The organism is Planococcus chinensis (genome assembly GCF_020071995.1).
Classification (GTDB): Bacteria; Bacillota; Bacilli; order Bacillales_A; family Planococcaceae; genus Planococcus; species Planococcus chinensis_A.
Genome location: NZ_JABWTK010000015.1, coordinates 22,484 through 42,561 on the forward strand (window position 1 = coordinate 22,484; position 20,078 = coordinate 42,561).

A 20,078-nucleotide genomic window follows, 5' to 3' on the forward strand; every position below is an offset into this window, starting at 1 on the left:
TATTCCTCCTTATTTTGTCAATTTGTCCCATTGTCTTTCGAAATTCGTAAACGGATCATTTGTTTTTGCAGCAACGGCAGGGCGTTCATTCCAGTTGCGGTAAATCCACCACAGTCCGGCAGCTGCTGCGACTCCGATCAATGCCGGCACGTTAGAGATGGCTGAAAGCACCCCGACAGCTCCGACAAATCCCCACCAGATTTTTGCTGCAGTCGATATGCTTTTCAAGTAGAAATGCACACCCATGTAGAGAATCAAACCGGAAACTGCCAATCCCATCATAGCGCCGAGGTTGGATAGTACGATGATGCCGGCAACGATGCCGAGTGTAATCATCCAAAACTTATTCAATTTAACTCCTCCTCTCAATTTGTAACTTAATCTTATCAAGGACAGAAAGTTTCCAACACGGTCCCTGACTGCATCTTTTACTAAGACCTAAGGCGTAGTAGTGGCTAGGTAAGGTGGCGCTGAATTAAAAATGCTATAATGTCCCTTATATAGAACAAAGAGGGGACGGCTGCTATGAAAATCATCGCGTCGATTATCGGATCGCTGGCAATTTACCTGGGGCTTGTGGTGTATTTAGGCTGGAACGTTTATGTATGGATGGAATCGTGGGCACAGTGGATTTACCCGACCCTGTTCAGCGTCGTTTGGCTCCTCATCGCTTTCAGTTTCTTTATTGGTCGTTTAGGGCATCGCTTTCTCGCTTTTACCATCATCGGCGCGTATTGGTTTGCATTTCTGGAATATGCCCTTCTTCTGTTCCCGGTGGCAAACATCGTTAGCCTGTTTTGGGAAGGAAACCAGGAAGCATTGATTCTTGGGAATGCAGTGGCGTTGATCTTCCTGCTGATTTTCATTGCCGGGACTTTTCTGGCTTACAGCCCGGTGGTGCGGCACTTGGAAATTACGGTTGATCGTCCAGTGGCAGACCCGCTTCATATTGTCGTCGGTTCAGATTTCCATTTGGGCGTATTGTCCGGCCGACGTCACTTGAAGCGTTTTGTCACACGGGCCAATAAACTGAATTCTGATGTCGTATTGCTGGCTGGCGATTTAGTGGATGACGACCCTGTTTGGTATGCACGCTACGGGATGAAAGAGGAAATGGAAAAATTGGAAGCGAAGCTCGGAGTTTATGGAGTTTTAGGGAACCATGAATACTACGGTAAAAAAATCCCTTTATTGGTCAAGCTGATGGAAAGTTCAGGCGTAAATATCCTGCGGGATGAAACTATTCTGGTTGGAAATCGTTTCTATTTAACAGGACGGGAAGACCGGACTAATGGCAAGCGCCATGCGCTGGAACTGCTGCAGCCGAAAAGCGGATTGCCGTGGATCATCATGGATCATACCCCTTCGGATTTAAAGACTCCTGTACAACTGGGGGCAGCTTTACATATATCCGGCCATACCCATAAAGGGCAAATGTGGCCGAACCGCTTTATTACGAAAAAAGTATTCGATCTGGATTATGGCCATCGTCTTGCAGAAAAAACCCATCTTCTTGTATCTTCAGGTTTTGGCTTTTGGGGTCCGGCCATCCGGATCGGAAGCCGTTCAGAACTTTGGTCAATCAAGATGAAATTTGAGCCGACAAGCTAAGGAGCGCAATAGAATGGAACAATGGATTACATCAATTATGTCTGACTATGGTTACCTTGGAATCTTTTTGCTGATCATGCTGGAAAACGTATTTCCGCCAATTCCGTCCGAAGTGATTTTGACAGTCGGCGGTTTTATGACAACAACGACGGATATGACGATTCTGGGAGTCATTCTGGCTTCCACAGCTGGATCTGTTTCGGGCGCGCTGATTCTTTACGGAATCGGGTTATTGTTGGATGTCGAGCGCCTGGAGAAAATTGTGGAGAAGTATGGCCACATCCTGCGCGTGAAAAAAGCGGATATCCACCGGGCCGACGCCTGGTTTGACCGCTACGGCATTTGGGCGATCTTTTTCGGCCGGCTCATTCCGCTGGTCCGCAGCCTCATTTCAATTCCGGCCGGGATGGCCAATACGAAGTTTTGGCTGTTCCTGACGTTCACGACACTGGGTACACTTTTATGGAATACGATTCTTGTATTTGTGGGGGAAGCGGTCGGGGAAAATCGCGATGAAATCATGGCACAGCTCGATGTGTATTCAAATGTCGTTTATGCATTGATTGTTCTGGGCGGCCTTGCAGCCGTTTGGTATTACGTAAAGAAAATCAGATCCCGTGAGATGGATTGAGTATATCTGGAAAAACTGCCGTTTATTTGCCGGCAGTTTTTTTAATTGGTATAATTGTTTGATAATAGAAATGGAGGGTCAGCATGAAACCGATCGTTTACATTACACAGAAATTGCCTGATGAGGCGGTATTGGGCTTGCAGGAGTCCTTCGAAGTACGGATGTGGGAAGATACAGAAACATCCGCTCCGCGTGAGGAGTTATTAAAGCGAGTAAAAGACGCTCAAGCGCTTTGGACGATGCTATCGGATAAGATTGATGCAGAAGTTTTCGAAGCTGCACCGAACTTGAAGATCGTAACGAACTTGGCAGTCGGCTACAACAACATCGATTTGGAGGCCGCACATAAGCATAAAGTATTTGTTACCAACACACCGGATGTATTGACAGAAACCACGGCTGATTTGACGTTTGCCCTGCTATTAGCAACCGCGCGCCGCATTGTGGAAGCGGATCGGACCGTTCGTTCGGGTGAATGGAAGTCATGGAGCCCGCTGGGAATGGCCGGTATGAATGTCGGCGGCGCAACCCTCGGCATCATTGGCATGGGGCGGATCGGCGAAGCCGTAGCAAGGCGCGCCCAAGGATTCGGCATGAATGTGCTTTACCATAATCGGACGCGCAGAAGCCTGGAAGACGTTAAATACGCTACATTGGAAGATCTGCTTCAACAGTCGGATTACGTGGTCATTTTAACGCCGCTGACGGATGAAACAAGAGGGATGATCGGCGAGCATGAATTGTCGTTAATGAAAGAATCTGCTGTATTGATCAACGTGGCACGCGGCGGCATTGTTGACGAAACCGCATTATACGAAGCGCTGAAAGCAAACAAACTATGGGGTGCCGGGCTGGATGTTTTTGAACAGGAACCGCTTCCGACGGACCACCCGTTATTGACGCTGCCAAATGTTACCGTACTTCCGCATATCGGCAGTTCGACAGTCCAAACCCGCATGGCAATGATGGCAATGAACGCAGAAGCAATCGCTTCGTGCTTGGAAGGGCGCTCTGTCAAAAATCGAATCTGTTAGGGGATGGGAAAATGAAAGGTGCCATTACACCGTATCTGACCCTTTACGGGCAAGCGGATGAAGCAGCTGCTTTTTACGAAGAAGTATTCGGATTGGAAAGAATGGCGAGCCAGACTTATGGGGATTCAAATTTCCCGGCTCCGGACCATGCCAAAGAATTCCTTCTTCACTGCCTGCTGCAAAAAGGTGATTTCAAGCTGATGATGGCTGATTCGGTGGAAGAACAGCCGGTTCAGCCGCGCTCCGGATTAGCATTGGTTGTAGAATGCGAAACGGAAGAAGAAGCGGTGGAGATTTTCAGCAAGCTGTCCGACGGCGGACAAGTGATCATGGAACTGCAGGACACGTTCTGGGGAGCCAAATACGGAAAAGTAAAAGACAAATTCGGCTTTGTCTGGGACTTGAACGTGGAGCAAGAAAAGTGAAGGCTCCTGCTTAGCCCCGACAAGCGCTGGAGGACTTGAGGAGATGGCGTTTTTTGCCATCACCGAAAGACCGAAGCGACCTCGAGGGGCTGGGCGCCGCAACTGGCCGAAAGAAAAGTGAAAGCGCCTGTTTAGCCCTGAAAGATATAAAGCAGCTGTTCAATACAGCTGTTTTTTCAATTCCGCAAAAGTTGAAGTTTGCCGTGTTTTATTGTAAAATGATTGAGGTTTTTGAAGTCAGTAGGACTTATGAAACAAATTGAAGAATAGGGGGTATGATTCATGCAAAATCATACACACAACGTTTTACTTTATTATTTATACACACCGATCGAAGATCCGGAAACTTTTGCAGCTGAACACTTGGCAGCTTGCAAGGAAATCGGATTAAAAGGCCGTATCCTGGTTTCCCAAGAAGGAATCAACGGTACATGCTCCGGTACAATTGAGCAAACAGAGCAATACATGGAAATGGTGAAAAGCGATCCACGTTTTGCGGATATCGTTTTTAAAATTGATGCAGCAGATGGCCATGCATTCAAAAAAATGCATGTACGTGCGAAAAAAGAAATCGTTCACTTGGGATTGGAAGAAGACATCAATCCGCACGAATTGACTGGAACTTACCTGGAACCTGCAGAATTCTATAAACGCATGCAGGATCAGGATACCATTGTGCTTGATGCACGCAATGATTATGAATATGACTTGGGCCATTTCCGCGGCGCTGTGCGTCCGGATGTTGAAAACTTCCGTGATTTACCGGAATGGGTCCGTGAAAACAGAGAAATGTTTGAAGGCAAGAAAATCCTGACTTACTGCACAGGCGGAATCCGCTGTGAAAAATTCTCCGGCTGGCTGAAAAGAGAAGGATTTGAAGATGTGGCTCAATTGCACGGCGGCATCGCGACATACGGAAAAGACCCGGAAGTGAAAGGGCAGCTTTGGGATGGACAAATGTACGTCTTTGATGAGCGTATTGCTGTTCCAGTTAACCAAGTGGAGCATGTCATTGTCGGGAAAGACCATTTTACAGGCGAACCTTGCGAACGCTACGTAAACTGTGCAAATCCGGAATGCAACAAGAAAATTTTGGCTTCTGAAGAAAACGAACACAAATACATGCGTTCATGCTCAGACGAGTGCCGCGAACACCCGCGCAACCGCTATGCATTTGAACACGGTTTGACAGGTGCTGAAGTCCAAGAACGTTTGGATGCCCTGAAAGAAACGACTGAAGTTTAATTGAAGAGAAAAAAGCTGCCTGTCTAGGGCAGCTTTTTTTCGTTTTTCGATTCTTCTTTTTGCTCGGCTGTGCATTCAAAACAGAGCAGCTTTCCATCTACATAAACACCGTCCAAAAATCCGTCACGGCAATAAATGTCTTTCCCGCAGTTGCTGCAGGGGCCAATCAATTCACGCATGCTGCTGCATGCCTTCTGCATGGATGTACATCGCTTCTTTTAAATATTTTGACAAGCCTTTGCCGTGCTGGTCGATATTTTTGGCAAAGCGGCTGTCCGATGCATACAAGTCAGCAAGCCCCCGGAACATTTTAGGGGTGCAATCATAAAAGCGGTTCAATAATATGTAATAAGCTTTCATTTCAGTCTGCACTTGGGGAGCATCCGGGGAAAGGTGCATCAATGACGCTACAGCATTGTAAATCCGGTTGCCTTCGCGATTGATTTCTTCCAAATCCTCTTCTTCTTTTTCAAGCTTCGGCTCTTCAGCCGCAGCCGGTTCTTGTACATCCAAAACAATTTCTTCCACTGCAATTTCCTCAACAGGCGTTGCGGCTGCTGCGATTTCCAAATCGTCAACTTGCGCTGCATGTTCAGCACCAGCAGATTGAACTGGAGTTTCTGCTTCTGGCATTGCTGCTGATTTGTACTTTTCAATCGTGTCATCCGATTTCTTAGCGGAAAATGCTTCGAAACGCTCGCTATTGGATAGAGTTTCCAAACCTTCAAGCTCCCGTTTGGTCCGTTCCGCGTTTTGAATCAATTTTTCCATTCGCGCTTTTTTCTTTTCCAAGAGTTCAGCGTGCTGAACCAAAGCGAACTTCGGATCAAATCCTTCTGCCACAATCTCCTGGATTTTCTTCAGCGAAAAGCCCAGTTCTTTAAAGAACAAAATATGCTGAAGCAATTTCAAATCTTCTCCGTTGTAATAACGATACCGGTTGGAACCGATGTTGGACGGTTTCAGCAAGCCGACACTGTCGTAATGATGGAGCGTGCGGACACTGACTCCTGCAATCTTTGCCACTTCCTGTACTTTATACAAGTAAATCACCTCTTCATTATTGATTAGACTATGACGCACCGTCAGTGTCAATAGATATCAATGATTTACTGCGAAATAGCACCTTTTTCATAGGTGGATGAACTATTAACAAAAATAGACAGGGTCCCGACACCTTGACAGAGAATATAGTTAAAAGACAGATATTTCTAACAACTCCTGGAGATTTTATGGAGAATATGAAATAATGAAAATGAAAGCGTTTTCAGTATTGAGGTTAAAGGGGGAAATGGGAATGAAGTTATTCAATTACGTAAATGGCCAGTGGCACGAAAATCCGGATGCAAAATTTACGAATGTGCTGAACCCCGCTAATGGGGAAGAGTTGGCGCAGGTTCAACTTTCGACAGCGAAAGAAGTCGATGACGCCGTCCAGGCAGCAAAAACAGCACAGAAAAAGTGGGCCAAAGTTCCAGCTCCCAAGCGGGCGGACTATTTATATGAAATTGGGCGCTTGATGAAACAAAAGAAAGAAGAACTGGCACAAGTATTGACCAAAGAAATGGGGAAAGTGATCGAAGAAGCACGCGGGGAAGTGCAGGAAGGAATTGATATGGCTTATTATATGGCAGGAGAAGGCCGGCGGTTATTCGGGGAAACGACGCCGTCCGAACTTGCCGATAAATTTGCGATGAGTGTTCGTGCACCCATTGGCGTAGTCGGACTGATCACGCCTTGGAACTTTCCGGTGGCAATTGCGACATGGAAGTCGTTTCCCGCGATTGTGGCAGGCAATGCTTTCATCTGGAAGCCCGCCACTGAGACACCGATGATGGCCTATGAAATGGCGAAAATATTCGAAGAGGCCGGATTGCCGCCTGGAGTTGCGAACGTCGTATTTGGTTCGGGTTCTGAAGTGGGAACAGCCATGATCGAACATCCCGACATTAAAGTCATTTCGTTTACCGGATCTACGGAAACAGGGCGGAAAGTGGCGGAAGCCGGCGGACGGAATCTGAAAAAAGTCTCGCTTGAAATGGGCGGGAAGAATGCCGTCATCGTTATGGAAGATGCAAACCTGGAACTGGCGGTGGAAGGGATCTTATGGAGTGCTTTCGGCACTGCCGGGCAGCGCTGTACAGCTTGCAGCCGGGTAATCGTCCATAAAGACGTGAAAGAGGCTCTGCAGAATTTGCTGCTGGAAAAAACTTCAGCTTTGACGATTGGCGATGGTTTGGATGAATCGGTGAAAGTCGGACCGGTGATCAATAAAGGGGCGTTGGAAAAAATCCACTCCTATATTGGCATCGGGCAAGAAGAAGGCGCTACTCTGCTTACGGGCGGCAAAATCCTTGAAGAAGCACCGCATGACAAAGGACATTATTACGCGCCGACTATCTTTACCGACGTTGCACCGGATATGCGGATAGCTCAGGAAGAAATTTTTGGCCCGGTCATTTCAATCATTGAAGTCGGCAGTTTTGAAGAAGCGATCGAAGTCAATAACGGCGTAATTTACGGCTTATCGAGTTCGATTTATACTGCCGATGTAAACCGTGTGTTCAAAGCGCAGCGGGATTTGGATACCGGCATCGTTTACATCAATGCCGGTACCACTGGCGCAGAAATTCATCTGCCGTTCGGGGGAACGAAAGGGACAGGCAACGGCCACCGGGATTCGGGAGTGGCTGCACTGGATGTGTTCACGGAATGGAAGAGCGTCTATGTGGATTTCAGCGGGAAATTGCAGCGTGCACAAATTGATAATGATATCTGATTGGGAAGGGGAGAGGGATATGAAAGTCGTTGTATTGGGAGCAGGGTTGATGGGCAAGCAAGCAGCCGGTGATCTAATCGCCAGCAGCACGGTGGAGAAGGTTTATTTGGCTGATATGAATATCACACAAGCGAATCTTTTCAAGGATTATGTCGAAAGCGACAAGCTGGAAGTACTTTATCTGGATGCCAATGACGATCTGGAACTGGCAGCTGTCATTTCGAAAGGCGATGTCGTGATCAATGCCTTATTTTACACATTCAATGAAAAAGCGGCTAAAACCGCGCTTTCATGCGGCGTCCATTACGTCGATTTGGGTGGACACATCGGCGGAGCGACGGATGCCGTTCTGGCATTGCACGAAGAAGCAGAGAAAAAAGGTGTTACCCTAATTCCCGACCTTGGCGTAGCGCCTGGAATGATCAATATTCTAGCCGGGCACGGTGCAGCAAAGCTCGATGAAGTGCGGGAAATCAAGTTGTTTGTCGGCGGCATACCGGTAGAACCTGAACCGCCGATCGAATACAATCACGTGTTCTCACTTGAAGGGGTTTTTGACCATTATACAGATCCATCCCATGTAATCCGGGAGGGAGAAGTGAAAGAAGTTGCTTCTTTGTCCGAAATCGAAGCGGTGGAATTTGAAGGATTCGGAGAACTGGAAGCGTTCCATACTTCCGGAGGCACGTCGACATTGATCGACACGTTCAGTGATGTGGAGACCCTGGAATACAAAACTTTGCGCTATAAAGGCCATGCAGAAAAGTTCCGCATTCTTGTGGACCTTGGCTTTACCGATCGGGATAAGACCGTAATGGTAAACGGAGTTGCCATTAAGCCGCGTGATGTGCTGCGTGAAGTGTTGACGCCGATCACCGAACTCGGTGACAAGCAGGATGCCGTTTTGCTCCGCGTCCAGGTTTCAGGGACAAGCGGCGAAGATGAGCTGACCTATGAATACAATATGGTGACCATGAAAGATCCTGAAACCGGAGTGACAGCTATGGCGCGTGCAACCGCTTATACGATTTCCGTTGTGGCTCAAATGATCGGCAACGGCATTATCGAAAAGCGGGGAGCGATTCCGCCGGAGCTTATCGTACCTGGGGATGAATATATTAGTGAAATGGCAAAACGCGGAGTAGAAATTCACGAAACGATACATCGTTCTGCTTATCAAAGCTGAGAAGAAAAAGGGGGAACATGGGATGGATTTTGAATTTTCACAGGAACAGGAATTGCTTAGGAAAACCGTGCGGCAATTTGTAGACGATGAAATCCTGCCGCATATCGCCGAATGGGATGCAACCGGTGGATTTGATCAGAGTCTTTGGAAAAGGCTTGCCGACCTTGGACTGATGGGCGTTTGCATCCCGGAAAAGTACGGCGGCAGCGGAATGGATTATAACGCGCTGGCGATAGTCTGCGAAGAACTGGAGAGAGGGGATACCGCATTCCGCACAGCGGTGTCTGTCCACACCGGCCTCAATTCCATGACGCTTTTGCAATGGGGCAGCGAGCAGCAAAAACAGCAGTTTCTTGTGCCGCAGGCGAAAGGAGAAAAGATAGGGGCTTTCGGTTTGACGGAACCGGGCGCAGGCTCGGACGTAGCGGCCCTTTCCACTACAGCTGTGCGGGACGGCGATGACTATATACTGAACGGCCAGAAGACTTGGATTTCCTTATGTGACGTAGCCGACCATTTTATCGTATTTGCGTATACCGATAAAGCGAAAAAGCACAATGGCATCAGTGCCTTTATCGTCGAACGGACACGCGAAGGCTTTTCGTCTAAGGCGATCAAAGGCAAATACGGCATCCGCTCCGGCAATACCGGCGAATTGTTTTTTGATGATGTGCGGATTCCGGCGGAAAACCGATTGGGTGAAGAAGGCGAAGGATTTAAAATAGCCATGGCTTCGCTTGATAACGGCCGGTTTACTGTAGCAGCTGGGGCTTGCGGATTGATTATGGCCTGTTTAGAAGAAAGCGTAAAATACTGCCATTCGCGCTCGACTTTCGGAAAACCGATCGGCGAACACCAATTGGTCCAGCAAATGATTGCCAATATGGAGGCTGGATTCCAAATGAGCCGGCTGCTCGTCTACCGCGCCGGTGAAATGAAAAACAAAGGTCTGCGCAATACGCGTGAAACATCAATGGCCAAATGGCAAGCTTGCGATTTTGCCAACAAAGCGGCAGACGATGCCGTGCAGATCCACGGTGCATACGGCTATTCCGATGAATATCCGGTTGCCCGCTTTCTCCGGAATTCCAAAGCGCCTGTCATTTACGAAGGCACCCGGGAAATCCATACCATCATGCAGGCCGAATACGTGCTCGGCAAACGGGAAGACAAAAAACTGAACCGAATGCTGCCGAAGTGGCCATTTGGAGAATAGGAAAGGAGTTGTCTCAAAAGTAATTTGGGACAACTCCAGGCTGTCGAGAAACATTCCATTCTCTAAGTCATTTCGCTCCAAGTGGACGCTTTCCGCGGGCCCGGCTTCAGCCGCTTCCTTCGCTACGCTCAGTCCAGTGTCTTCAGCTCGTGCTGTTCCCGCAGGAGTCGCCACTTTCCGCTTCATTCCGTTCACTTTTTGAATAAAGTTCACTTTTATTATAAAAAGTGAACGAGTCGGCATGTTATTTATTCATTGTTCTCCTTCGATATGGAGCAAACCAGCGGAGACGCCTGCGGGAAAGCGAGACAGCCGAGACCCCGCAAGGTGCGCAAGCACCTGAGGAGGCTTGGCGCTCGCCCGCGGCAAGCGCAGCTGGTTTGCGGAATATCGAAGATATTCTAAGGGGAATTTTTTCTATATCTTTCTCAACAAGCTGGAGTTGTCCCAAAAGTAATATGTGACAACTCCTTTGCGACGAAGCTAGCGCAGCGATGCAGAAACAGGAGCAATAGTATTACCACATCTTTTTTTAGAAGCAAAGGGTTGTCCAATAAGTCTATTACTCGACTTATTGGACAGCCCTTTTTCCTGTGCTTTTTATGAAATTGCAGTTTCTTCCGGCGTTCTTGGAACCAGCATCTCCAATTTCTTCGGCTGGATTTCAATCGTGACCGGTGTCTTCAAGTAAATTTCACCGTCCGTATCGACGTCCATTTCGTCTTCAGTCCGGATGACAATATGCTTTCCTTGGTGATGCGTGATGTGGTCTAATTCTTCAGGTGAAACATCCGGCTGTGACAGTGAAAACCATTCGCGGATCGCGGCGATGGACGGCGTCTGGATGATGAATATATCAAGCAGGCCATCGGCAGGATCAATGGTGCTGAGTGGGAAGGTGTGGGTGCCGATCGATTTGCCGTTCATAATCAGCACGGCGGCACCTTCTTCCATGTAGTGAACGCCATCGATTTCCATGGAAATCGAGAAGTTTTCAGATTGCCGCATGGTTTGAAGGGCGCTCATGAAATAACTTAATTTTCCATAGCGATCTTTCAAGTCCGGGTCGATGTTCATCGACGCATCCGCAATCAGCCCAATGCCGGCAAAATTCAAGAATGAATGATCGTTGATCCGGGCGGAGTCGATTTCTTTCACTTCGCCTTCAATCAGTTCTTCTGCCGCTTCATCTAGTGCCATCGGAATGGTGAGTGTACGGGCAAAATCATTGCAGGTTCCGCTCGGAAGAATACCGAGGACCGGGGCTTTTTCCAGGCTGGACAATACTTGGACAGCGGTATGGACTGTCCCGTCCCCTCCAGCCACGAAGAGGACATCCGCTGTGTCGGCCGCATTTTTGCAGGCTTCTTCAAATTCCTCTTTTGAATGGGTTTGAACCAGCTCCAGTTTTTTGGATGCTTTGGCCAAAGCCGGAACGGCCAAAGGAAGAACTGTCTCACTCGTAGACGCACCTGCTGCGCCGTTATACAATAAAACCGAACGCTCAAATCTTGGCATGCGTAAACCCTCCTAGTAGGTAACTGTTACGTACAGGGCAGAAAAATACCCGCCTTTCCAAGCGTGGTTTCGCTGCACCAAAGAATAATCAGGAGGACAAATCGTTCCACTGATCAAAACTTTTTTCACTTATTATTTTCCACTAATCCGTTCCCTGTAAACTAAAGAGAGGGAGCTATTCAAAAAGAAAGAGGGTTATTGTTATGACATCAAAACTTTATTACGAGGATTCGGAACTTTCAGAGGCAATTGTCAGCATCATTGCAAGCGGCGAAGACGAGAAAGGAACTTATGCCGTTTTGGATCAAACCTGTTTTTATCCTGAAGGCGGCGGGCAGCCGTCCGATACTGGCTATATTGGTGAAGTGCGGGTGCTGGATGTGCAGAGTGTGGAAGATGAAATCCGGCACTACACGGCGGATCCGCTGCCAGAAGGAAGCTTTAAAGCAGAAATTGACTGGAATCGCCGGTGGGACCATATGCAGCAGCATGCAGGACAGCATGTTTTAAGTGCTGTTTTGGACGACTATCATCAGTTAAAGACAGCCAGTTTCCATTTAGGGGAAGAGCGGGTATCCATCGATTTAAATGCACCGCAGATTTCCAAGAGCCAGCTGCAGCAAGCGGAACGGGCCGCAAATGACGTCATCCGGAAGCACCTGCCGATTTCCACGGAATGGGTTTCCGAGAGTCAAGCACAGACGATGGAATTAAGAAAACCGCCGGCGGTAACCGGGGATATTCGGCTGGTAAAAATCGACGGGGTCGATTTGAACGCTTGCGGCGGCACCCACCCCAAAAATACAGCAGACATTGGAATGATTAAAATCATCGGGACAGAAAAAGCGAAAGGCGGCACGCGTTTGTATTTCTTATGTGGAAACCGGGCTATGGACCATTTCGATTTGCTGCTTGATCAGACCAATGTATTGGTGCAAAAGCTCAATGCCCCACTGACTGATTTGCCCACCGCAGCCGATGCACTGCTGCATGAAAAAGCGGAACAGGATAAGGAAATGAAAGAACTGCGGACAAAACTGCTCGAAGCAGAAGCGCAGATGATTCAGCCCGAGAACGGCACCGGATTCATTCAGCAAGTTTTTTCCGGCCGTCCGGTGAAAGAAGTACAGCAATTGGCGCGCTTAACGATTGCCAATCATCCGTCAGCAGTGCTGCTGTTTTTGATCACGGAAGACGATAGTATCCGTTTTGTTTGTGCAAAAGGCGAAGAAGCGGAAGGCAATATGAAAGATGTTTTACAGGAACTTCTTCAGTTGACCGATGGGAAAGGCGGCGGCAATGCCCAGTCGGCGCAAGGCGGCGGAAAAACAGTACATGCTCCTGATTTGTTTTTCCAAACCTTTCAATCGAGTCTGAAAAATATCCAGGGAATTCTGTAACTTTTTCCGTTATTTCCTGTCTAATGGGAAAAGAGCGGTTTGAAAGGCGGAGGCGAATATGAAGAAAAGGAGTATTTGGCTATTGATTGCAGCGGCCATTGCAGCAATTGCGTTGTCGTTTGTTTGGATGAACGATAAGGTATCGGTAAGTGCATCTTCCATTGCTTTGGCGGAACAAGGATGGCGGGCAAACTTTTCTTCAGCGCTCGATCCGGAAGCCATCCAAAGAGGAGATTTGTATCTGACGGATGAAGACGGGGAGCCGGTTGAAGTCGAGATGGCACTCCATCCAAACGGAAAAACAATTGAGATTCCCCAGATTCCGACCGGCAATTACACACTTCATATCAAAAAGTCAGCACTGCAGAGGGATTTCTTAAAGTCACTCGATGTAAAAGAAGTGGCGTTCAGTGTCCAGGAAGAAATCAAAACGCTGGCAAACGAGGAAGAACTGAAAGCTTATTTTACCCAATTGCTGGAACTGCAGAAAAATAACGAACAGCCTGGCATGTTCAACAACGAAGGCGGCGTTACGGAAGAGTCCGCCGACAGCAGCGCAACCAGCGGAGGAGTAGAAAGCGGGGGCGAACATTCAACCACCAATAATCAGGTGGAAGGAGTGGATGAAGCCGATTTAGTGAAAACGGACGGTTCCTACATCTACTCGATCAGCGATTCCCGGGTTCTCATCACAGATGTCCGCAATCCGGAAGCCATGAGCGTCGCAAGCGAAATCAAATTCGAACAGGAGATGTATCCGCAGCAGTTGTTTATATCGGGCGATACACTGATTGTACTTGGAAGCCGTTATACAGCCATTCCGTTTGAAGGCACAATCCGAAATTACCAATCGCATATCGGCCTGGTTTCTGTTTATCTTTACGACATCGCGGATCCGACAGCGCCGCAGGAACTCCGTGAATTCGGCACAGAAGGCAATTTAAATAATGCGCGCCTGACCAATAACATTTTGTATTACGTCACCAATGTGTATCCTGATTTTTGGGCGATTGAAGAGCAGGACAATGGCGAATTGCGGCCGCATACCTATGATTCCGAAGGAGTTGGGGAGCTTCAGCCTATGCCTTTTGAGAATATCTCTATCCTGCCGGGGTCAATGGAAGGCAGCTACAGCATCATAACGGCCATTGACTTGTCGCAGCCTGAGCAAAACACCGTTGTGACAAAAGGCTTTTTAGGCGGCAGTGAGCAGCTGTATATGACGGAAGAATCGCTGTATTTAACCGCTTCGCATTATATGCCGATCGATGAACAGAACATAGAAGGGGATGCTGGCATGGCCATTTGGATGCCGCATTTCGCCAATACGGAAATCTTCAAGTTCATGCTGAACGGAACGGATGTCCAGTTCCAGGCATCAAGTGAAGTAACCGGAACGCTCCTCAACCAATTTTCAATGGATGAGTACAATGGGCATTTCCGGGTCGTGACGACTGAAGGCGTAGCGTGGGATGAAGCTGCACCTTCCAAAAACCATTTGTTTATCTTGGACAGCGGCATGAAGCAAGTGGGATCTGTAGAAGATTTGGCTAAAGGTGAACGGATCTATTCTGCCCGCTTTATCGAAGATACGGCATATATGGTGACGTTCAAAGAAACGGATCCCTTATTCGTCATTGACGTCTCGGTTCCGTCTTCTCCGAAAGTCCTTGGTGAACTGAAGATTCCGGGGTTCTCGAATTATCTGCATCCTCTGGATGAAAATCATTTAATCGGGTTTGGCTCCGACACCAAGCTGGAACCTGTCAAAGACGGGGAACCGCTTGTCGTGACAGGAGGCATGAAAATTTCCTTGTTTGATGTCAGTGATTTCGCCAATCCAAAGGAAAAGGATACGGAAATCATCGGAGGCCGCGGCACTTATTCACCGCTGCAATACGATCACAAAGCTTTATTCGTCCATCCGGAATCGGATCTATTCGGCTTCCCGGTGACAATGTATGAAGAAGCCGCGGGCGGCAATGTTAACTTTGAAGCGCAAGGAGCGATGATTTATAGCATCACCCCGGAAGGCATCAGTGAGAAGGCTAATTTGATAGCGAAAGCTGATATGCCATATGAAGACTGGGAAACCAGTGTCCAGCGCATCCTTTCCATCGGCGATACCTTGTTTACTGTAGCGAACAGCGAAGTGAAAAGTTACGAAACCGATACCTTCGGTTTATTGAATACCTTAAGCTATTAAGCGGAAACAGGCGAAGAAATTCTTCGCCTGTTTTTTTTATGACGTTTTCCATTAGCGGAAACAGGGAAGAAGGAAAGTATTCTGAAAAAACGGAGGGATATGGATGAAAGCAGTAACTTTTCAAGGCGTAAAAGATATGCAAGTGAAAAACGTGAAAGATCCGGAAATTGAGAAAAAAGATGATATTATCGTCAAAATCACATCGACAGCAATTTGTGGGTCTGATTTGCATATTTATCAAGGAGCGTTGCCTGCAAGAAAAGATTATGTAATCGGACATGAACCAATGGGAATCGTAGAAGAAGTAGGGCCTGAAGTGACCAAAGTAAAAAAAGGCGACCGCATTGTACTGCCGTTCAACGTAAGCTGTGGACATTGCTTCTATTGCAGCCATGACATGGAGAGCCAGTGCGATAATTCAAACGGCAATCCGCATTTCGATACTGGCGGATACTTTGGCTTCACAGAGCGCTACGGGGACTATTCGGGCGGACAAGCGGAATATTTGCGCGTACCTTATGGGAATTTCATGCCTTTCGTTATTCCGGAATCATCGGAACTTGAAGATGAATCGGTATTGTTTTTATCGGATGTACTCCCGACCGCTTGGTGGAGTGTTGAGAACGCAGGGGTGAAGCAAGGCGACACTGTTGTCGTTTTAGGATGTGGGCCAATCGGCTTGATGACCCAGAAGTTCGCCTGGATGAAAGGCGCGAAACGCGTCATTGCGGTCGATGAAATTCCTTACCGCATGGAACTGGCGAAAAAGATGAACAATGTAGAAGTATTCGATTTCACACAGCACGATAATATGGGTGCGTTCATCCACGAAATCACAAGCGGCGGCGCACAAGTAGTCATCGACTGTGTCGGAATGGACGGCAAGAAATCTACAGCTGAAGCGATCCAGCAGAAATTGATGCTGCAGGGCGGAACGTTAAGTGCAATCGATATTGCGAAAGACGCTGTCAGCAAATTTGGTGTCATTCAATTGACAGGGGTTTACGGACTAAAATATAACCAATTCCCGCTTGGTAATATTTTTGAGCGCAATGTGACGATGAAAATGGGCCAGGCGCCGGTTATTCATTTGATGCCGATGCTTTATGAAAAAATCGAAAACGGCGAGTTTGACCCGCGTGAAATCATTTCCCACATCATGCCGCTCGAAAAAGCGAGCGACGCTTACCAAATCTTCAATGACCACACAGATGATTGCACGAAGGTCGTCTTGAAACCATAAAGCTGAAAGTATGTTATAATATCGTATAATTAAACGCCCCTGTAATTCAGGGGCGTTTAATTTTTTGGCGAAATACGCTATCATGAGGAATAAAATAAAAATCTTTCAGTGGGGGATCGCTAATCTTCCACTGATTGTCCGTTAAAACGGGATAAAAGCTAAGGGGGAAAGCAAGTGGTTCAAACTGGAGAAACAAGGCGCGAGCTTGCCCTGGATTGTTTTTTGCTAGCAGGTAAAATATTGATGGAAAATGGAGCGGAAACCTATCGGGTGGAAGATACGATGATCCGGATGGCGGTTTCCCAAAAAATGACGAACTCCCATTGTTTTGTGACGCCGACCGGCATCATGTTTTCTCCGAGTGATGAACTTCCGACTCGTTTTGTCCGCATCAATGCGCGCCAGACCGATTTGGAGCGGGTAGCGCTGGTCAATGCGGTTTCCAGAAAATTGGTTGCGATGGAATTGACGCTTCAGCAGGCTTATGAAGAGCTGGAAAAAATCGACCAAAACAATTATAAATTTAATATTTGGCTGCAAATCCTGGCAGCTGCCACAGCAAGCGGCTGTTTTTTAATACTGCTTGGCGGCAGCTGGAACGATTTGCCGTTTGCCTTTGTTTTTGGAGGTACGGGATATATTATCGTGGAAACGATTTTGGAAAGAACCCGGGTAAAGTTTTTTGCTGAATTTATCGGATCTCTTGCAATTGGGATCTTGGCCATATTAGCGGTCTACTCCGGATTTGGGATTGACAGGGACACCATCATTATTGGCTCGATCATGCCGCTGGTTCCGGGTCTGCTCATTACCAATGCCGTGCGTGACTTAATGGCCGGCCATTTTGTTTCCGGCTTGTCGAAAGGGGCAGAAGCATTCTTGACGGCATTTGCCATCGGGGGCGGCATCGCCCTTGTATTATCATTTTAGGAGGAGATTGGATGAATTGGCCATTGGAGGCGTTTCTTAGTTTTCTGGCGGCCGGTGCTTTTGGCGTCATTTTCAATACACCGCGCCGCACCTTAATCAGCTGTGGTTTGGTCGGCATGACAGGATGGCTGATTTACCGGATTTACGAGCTTGTGCTGGGCGATCCCGTCCAGGCGACTTTTGCCGGTGCGTTCGGCGTGGCGCTTGTTGCCCATTTATTGGCGAAGAAGTTCCGGATGCCAATGATCATTTTCAGTGTTGCCGGCATCATTCCGCTGGTTCCAGGAAGCAAGGCGTACAATGCCATGCGGAATATTGTGGAAAACAATTACCTGGAAGCTATAAAATTCGCTTCTGAAGCTTTGATGATTTCAGGGGCTGTCGCGATGGGGCTTGTCTTTGCGGAAGTGCTGATGCAAGCAGTATTTAAGCAGCAAGCAAAGCGGATACAACGAAAAATCGGTATGACCCCGGATTAATGCCAGGGCCATACCGATTTTAAATTAATTCAACCACTTTTCCAGATCATGGGCTTCCATTGGACGCCCGGAAATATAGCCTTGGATGATATCGCAGTCCATGGCACGAAGCAGTTCAAGCTGTTCATTGGTTTCAACGCCTTCAGCGGTTACCTGGAAATCCAAGCTCTTGCCGAATTGGATCATGCCTTTGATCATTTTCTGCATTTTTTCCTGCTTGGTAATCGATTGGATAATATCCCGGTCGATCTTTAAACTGGAGATGGGCAGCAAGAGCATATAACGGAACGATGCATAGCCGGTTCCGAAATCATCAAGCGAGAAAGAAATACCGGCTTGGTGGAGTTGTTTCATCTGTTTGATGATGGATTGCTCCGCTTCAGCTTCCAAGGCGAATTTCTCGGTAATTTCGATTGTCAGCGAGTTTGCCACTCCTTCGTTCAGTGCAAGCTGTTCCAGGAAAACTTTTGCCATGTCCTTGTCCCGGAATTCGCGGATCGAAGAGTTGATGCTGACGTTCAAATCGATGCCGCGCGATTTCCATTCTTGCTGTTGAGCGCAGACCGTCTCAAGCACGAATTTGCCGATTTCATGGATCATGCCGCTTTCTTCAGCGATTGGAATCAGTTCATCCGGCGTCACAATGCCAATTTCCGAGTCTTCCCATCGTACGAGCGCTTCCACGCCTTCCACTTTGCCGGTACTCAAATTGACTTGAGGCTGGTAAAGCAGACGCAGGTTGCGCCGGTCCAGCGCATGGATCAGGCGCCGTTCAATAAGGGAAGTTCGGTTAAGGCGTTCGTGGTCATCGGAAGTAAGGGCGGAAATGGCGCTGCCGCCGCGTTCTTTCACTTTTTTGATTGTCGCATGCGAAGCCTTGATCAAATGGACAAACGATTGCTGGTCTTCGGGATAACGCGTAATGGCGCCGCTGACGGTCAATGGGATTGCGGTGCCGTGCATATAGATGGGATGCTGCTGCAAATAATGAAGGAAGCCTTCAATAAACCAATTGCTGAGCGGTGTCACCAAAGCGAATTCGTGCAAACCTGCCCGGGTAATGATCGAGTCAGAGAAGTACATCCGCAAACGTTTCGTAAATTCGACAAGAAGTTCGTTTTCGGTATCCGTATCCGAAACATCCTGCAGCGTGTAGAAACGGTCAATATCCATGTACACAAAAGAAAAATGCTTGCGTTCTTCAATGAATTCATTGACCACTTGTTCCAGGCGATGCCGGTTTTCGAGGCCCGTAATGGGATCGATGAAAGCGATGGCCTCCAAGTGATGCTGCGCATTTTTGGAGGCTGTAATGTCTTTCTCCAGGAAAATGTAATAGGTGTCATCGCCTTTGACCTGCATGGGAATGGCGGTTAAATCCACCCAATAGACGTCGCCGTCTTTTTTCAGTTTCTTGGCTTGTCCATTCCAGACCTTGCCGTTTTTCAGCGTTGCGGTCAGCGTTTCAACAAAATGAACATCTTCCCCGGCTTCGCCGAACATTTGCCAGATCGGTTTGCCGAGAATCCGTTTGGGCGTCCATTTGCTCAATTTTAAAAATAGAGGGTTGGCATACGTAATCAGAAACTCTTCATCAAAATACAAAAGCATGAACGAGTCGTCCAGACCGTTTCGCAAGCTATTCAATTCTCTGCTTGCTGAGCCTTCTTCATCCACTTCATCCACTTCAAAAATAGACATGATAAACTGTTCGCCGTCTGCGGCAAACGCTTTAGTGACGATTGTTGTATATGTATGTCCGCCGGTTCCCAAGCCAACTTCCACATCTTCAAACCGGATAGGTTCTTTGCTATGTAAAATCGTTTCCCAAGAATGTTTATAAAGTGCAGCTTTTTCAGGGTTCATATAAGGATAAAGTTGCCCTTTGATGGAACTTGATTCGACTTGGAAAACGCGTTCCGCATGGCGGTTGCACCATACAACAAGCCCGTCTTTGTCCATAATGATAATGGGAAAAGGGATGTGGTTGAAAACGAGATTATTCGATAGTAGGTCTTGCAATTCACTCATTCCATAACGCTCCTTTTCCATAGTTTTTCCTGCTTCAACAGGCAGTAAGCTCCGCTTCTTGAAACAGGAGAGCTACGGCCGCAAACGACCGGCAGGTCCATTTCACAGTCCGTCGGTTGAAGAGAAATTTACCAACTGAATTTT

The 20,078-nt window shown here is 47.6% G+C and carries 18 protein-coding genes and 1 pseudogene; 14 read left to right on the plus strand and 5 right to left on the minus strand.

Annotation, left to right across the window (positions count from 1 at the left end):
- Positions 1–9: 9 nt before the first annotated feature.
- Positions 10–351, minus strand: coding sequence for a lmo0954 family membrane protein (locus tag HU147_RS17505; RefSeq protein WP_224077393.1), 342 nt, complete (start codon positions 349–351; stop codon positions 10–12).
- Between the two features lie 174 nt (positions 352–525).
- On the opposite strand from HU147_RS17505, the gene HU147_RS17510 reads away from it, so the two are divergent.
- The 5 genes from HU147_RS17510 to trhO all read left to right on the plus strand — a co-directional run bounded on the left by HU147_RS17510 (position 526) and on the right by trhO (position 4,946).
- Complete coding sequence (locus tag HU147_RS17510; RefSeq protein WP_224077394.1) at positions 526–1,611, plus strand: metallophosphoesterase; 1,086 nt, start codon at positions 526–528, stop codon at positions 1,609–1,611.
- A gap of 13 nt (positions 1,612–1,624) precedes the next feature.
- The gene (locus HU147_RS17515) at positions 1,625–2,242 is read left to right on the plus strand and encodes a DedA family protein (protein ID WP_224077395.1); all 618 of its coding nucleotides are present in this window, start codon (positions 1,625–1,627) and stop codon (positions 2,240–2,242) included.
- An 83-nt stretch (positions 2,243–2,325) separates the two neighbouring features.
- Complete coding sequence (locus HU147_RS17520; protein WP_224077396.1) at positions 2,326–3,276, plus strand: 2-hydroxyacid dehydrogenase; 951 nt, start codon at positions 2,326–2,328, stop codon at positions 3,274–3,276.
- Positions 3,277–3,287: 11 nt separating this feature from the next.
- On the plus strand, positions 3,288–3,701 hold the full coding sequence (locus tag HU147_RS17525; protein WP_224077397.1) for a VOC family protein: 414 nt from the start codon (positions 3,288–3,290) through the stop codon (positions 3,699–3,701).
- A 282-nt stretch (positions 3,702–3,983) separates the two neighbouring features.
- Positions 3,984–4,946, plus strand: a complete 963-nt coding sequence (trhO, locus tag HU147_RS17530; protein WP_224077398.1) for an oxygen-dependent tRNA uridine(34) hydroxylase TrhO — start codon at positions 3,984–3,986, stop codon at positions 4,944–4,946.
- A 23-nt stretch (positions 4,947–4,969) separates the two neighbouring features.
- Here the strand turns inward: trhO and HU147_RS17535 are convergent, their stop codons facing one another.
- Both HU147_RS17535 and HU147_RS17540 read right to left on the minus strand, forming a co-directional pair.
- A complete protein-coding gene (locus HU147_RS17535) occupies positions 4,970–5,125 on the minus strand; it encodes a hypothetical protein (protein WP_224077399.1) in 156 nt (51 codons plus the stop codon).
- A complete protein-coding gene (locus HU147_RS17540; protein ID WP_224077400.1) occupies positions 5,118–5,990 on the minus strand; it encodes a MerR family transcriptional regulator in 873 nt (290 codons plus the stop codon). Before HU147_RS17540 ends, HU147_RS17535 begins: the two co-directional genes overlap by 8 nt.
- A gap of 253 nt (positions 5,991–6,243) precedes the next feature.
- Here HU147_RS17540 and HU147_RS17545 point away from each other — a divergent pair, with 253 nt between their 5' ends.
- The 3 genes from HU147_RS17545 to HU147_RS17555 are packed head-to-tail and all read left to right on the plus strand — an operon-like array spanning position 6,244 to position 10,127.
- Positions 6,244–7,725 carry an aldehyde dehydrogenase family protein gene (locus HU147_RS17545; protein WP_224077401.1) on the plus strand — a complete coding sequence of 494 codons (1,482 nt, stop codon included), beginning with the start codon at positions 6,244–6,246 and terminating at the stop codon, positions 7,723–7,725.
- 19 nt (positions 7,726–7,744) lie between these two features.
- Positions 7,745–8,911, plus strand: coding sequence for a saccharopine dehydrogenase family protein (locus HU147_RS17550; RefSeq protein ID WP_263427912.1), 1,167 nt, complete (start codon positions 7,745–7,747; stop codon positions 8,909–8,911).
- Between the two features lie 22 nt (positions 8,912–8,933).
- Positions 8,934–10,127, plus strand: coding sequence for an acyl-CoA dehydrogenase family protein (locus HU147_RS17555; RefSeq protein ID WP_224077403.1), 1,194 nt, complete (start codon positions 8,934–8,936; stop codon positions 10,125–10,127).
- A 600-nt stretch (positions 10,128–10,727) separates the two neighbouring features.
- Here HU147_RS17555 and HU147_RS17560 read toward each other — a convergent pair.
- On the minus strand, positions 10,728–11,645 hold the full coding sequence (locus HU147_RS17560) for a diacylglycerol/lipid kinase family protein (RefSeq protein WP_224077404.1): 918 nt from the start codon (positions 11,643–11,645) through the stop codon (positions 10,728–10,730).
- A gap of 194 nt (positions 11,646–11,839) precedes the next feature.
- On the opposite strand from HU147_RS17560, the pseudogene HU147_RS19610 reads away from it, so the two are divergent.
- From HU147_RS19610 to HU147_RS17585, 6 genes and pseudogenes are all read left to right on the plus strand, one after another.
- Positions 11,840–12,052 (plus strand): annotated as a pseudogene (locus tag HU147_RS19610) (alanine--tRNA ligase-related protein); the annotation flags it as partial.
- Between the two features lie 72 nt (positions 12,053–12,124).
- Positions 12,125–13,045 carry a DHHA1 domain-containing protein gene (locus HU147_RS19535; RefSeq protein ID WP_369075687.1) on the plus strand — a complete coding sequence of 307 codons (921 nt, stop codon included), beginning with the start codon at positions 12,125–12,127 and terminating at the stop codon, positions 13,043–13,045.
- A gap of 58 nt (positions 13,046–13,103) precedes the next feature.
- Positions 13,104–15,251, plus strand: a complete 2,148-nt coding sequence (locus HU147_RS17570) for a beta-propeller domain-containing protein (RefSeq protein WP_224077406.1) — start codon at positions 13,104–13,106, stop codon at positions 15,249–15,251.
- A gap of 103 nt (positions 15,252–15,354) precedes the next feature.
- Positions 15,355–16,494, plus strand: coding sequence for a zinc-dependent alcohol dehydrogenase (locus HU147_RS17575; protein WP_224077407.1), 1,140 nt, complete (start codon positions 15,355–15,357; stop codon positions 16,492–16,494).
- Between the two features lie 174 nt (positions 16,495–16,668).
- The gene (locus HU147_RS17580) at positions 16,669–17,424 is read left to right on the plus strand and encodes a threonine/serine exporter family protein (RefSeq protein WP_224077408.1); all 756 of its coding nucleotides are present in this window, start codon (positions 16,669–16,671) and stop codon (positions 17,422–17,424) included.
- 11 nt (positions 17,425–17,435) lie between these two features.
- The gene (locus HU147_RS17585; protein WP_224077409.1) at positions 17,436–17,903 is read left to right on the plus strand and encodes a threonine/serine exporter family protein; all 468 of its coding nucleotides are present in this window, start codon (positions 17,436–17,438) and stop codon (positions 17,901–17,903) included.
- A gap of 24 nt (positions 17,904–17,927) precedes the next feature.
- Here HU147_RS17585 and HU147_RS17590 read toward each other — a convergent pair whose 3' ends face one another.
- Complete coding sequence (locus tag HU147_RS17590; RefSeq protein ID WP_224077410.1) at positions 17,928–19,934, minus strand: bifunctional diguanylate cyclase/phosphodiesterase; 2,007 nt, start codon at positions 19,932–19,934, stop codon at positions 17,928–17,930.
- Positions 19,935–20,078: the final 144 nt, after the last annotated feature.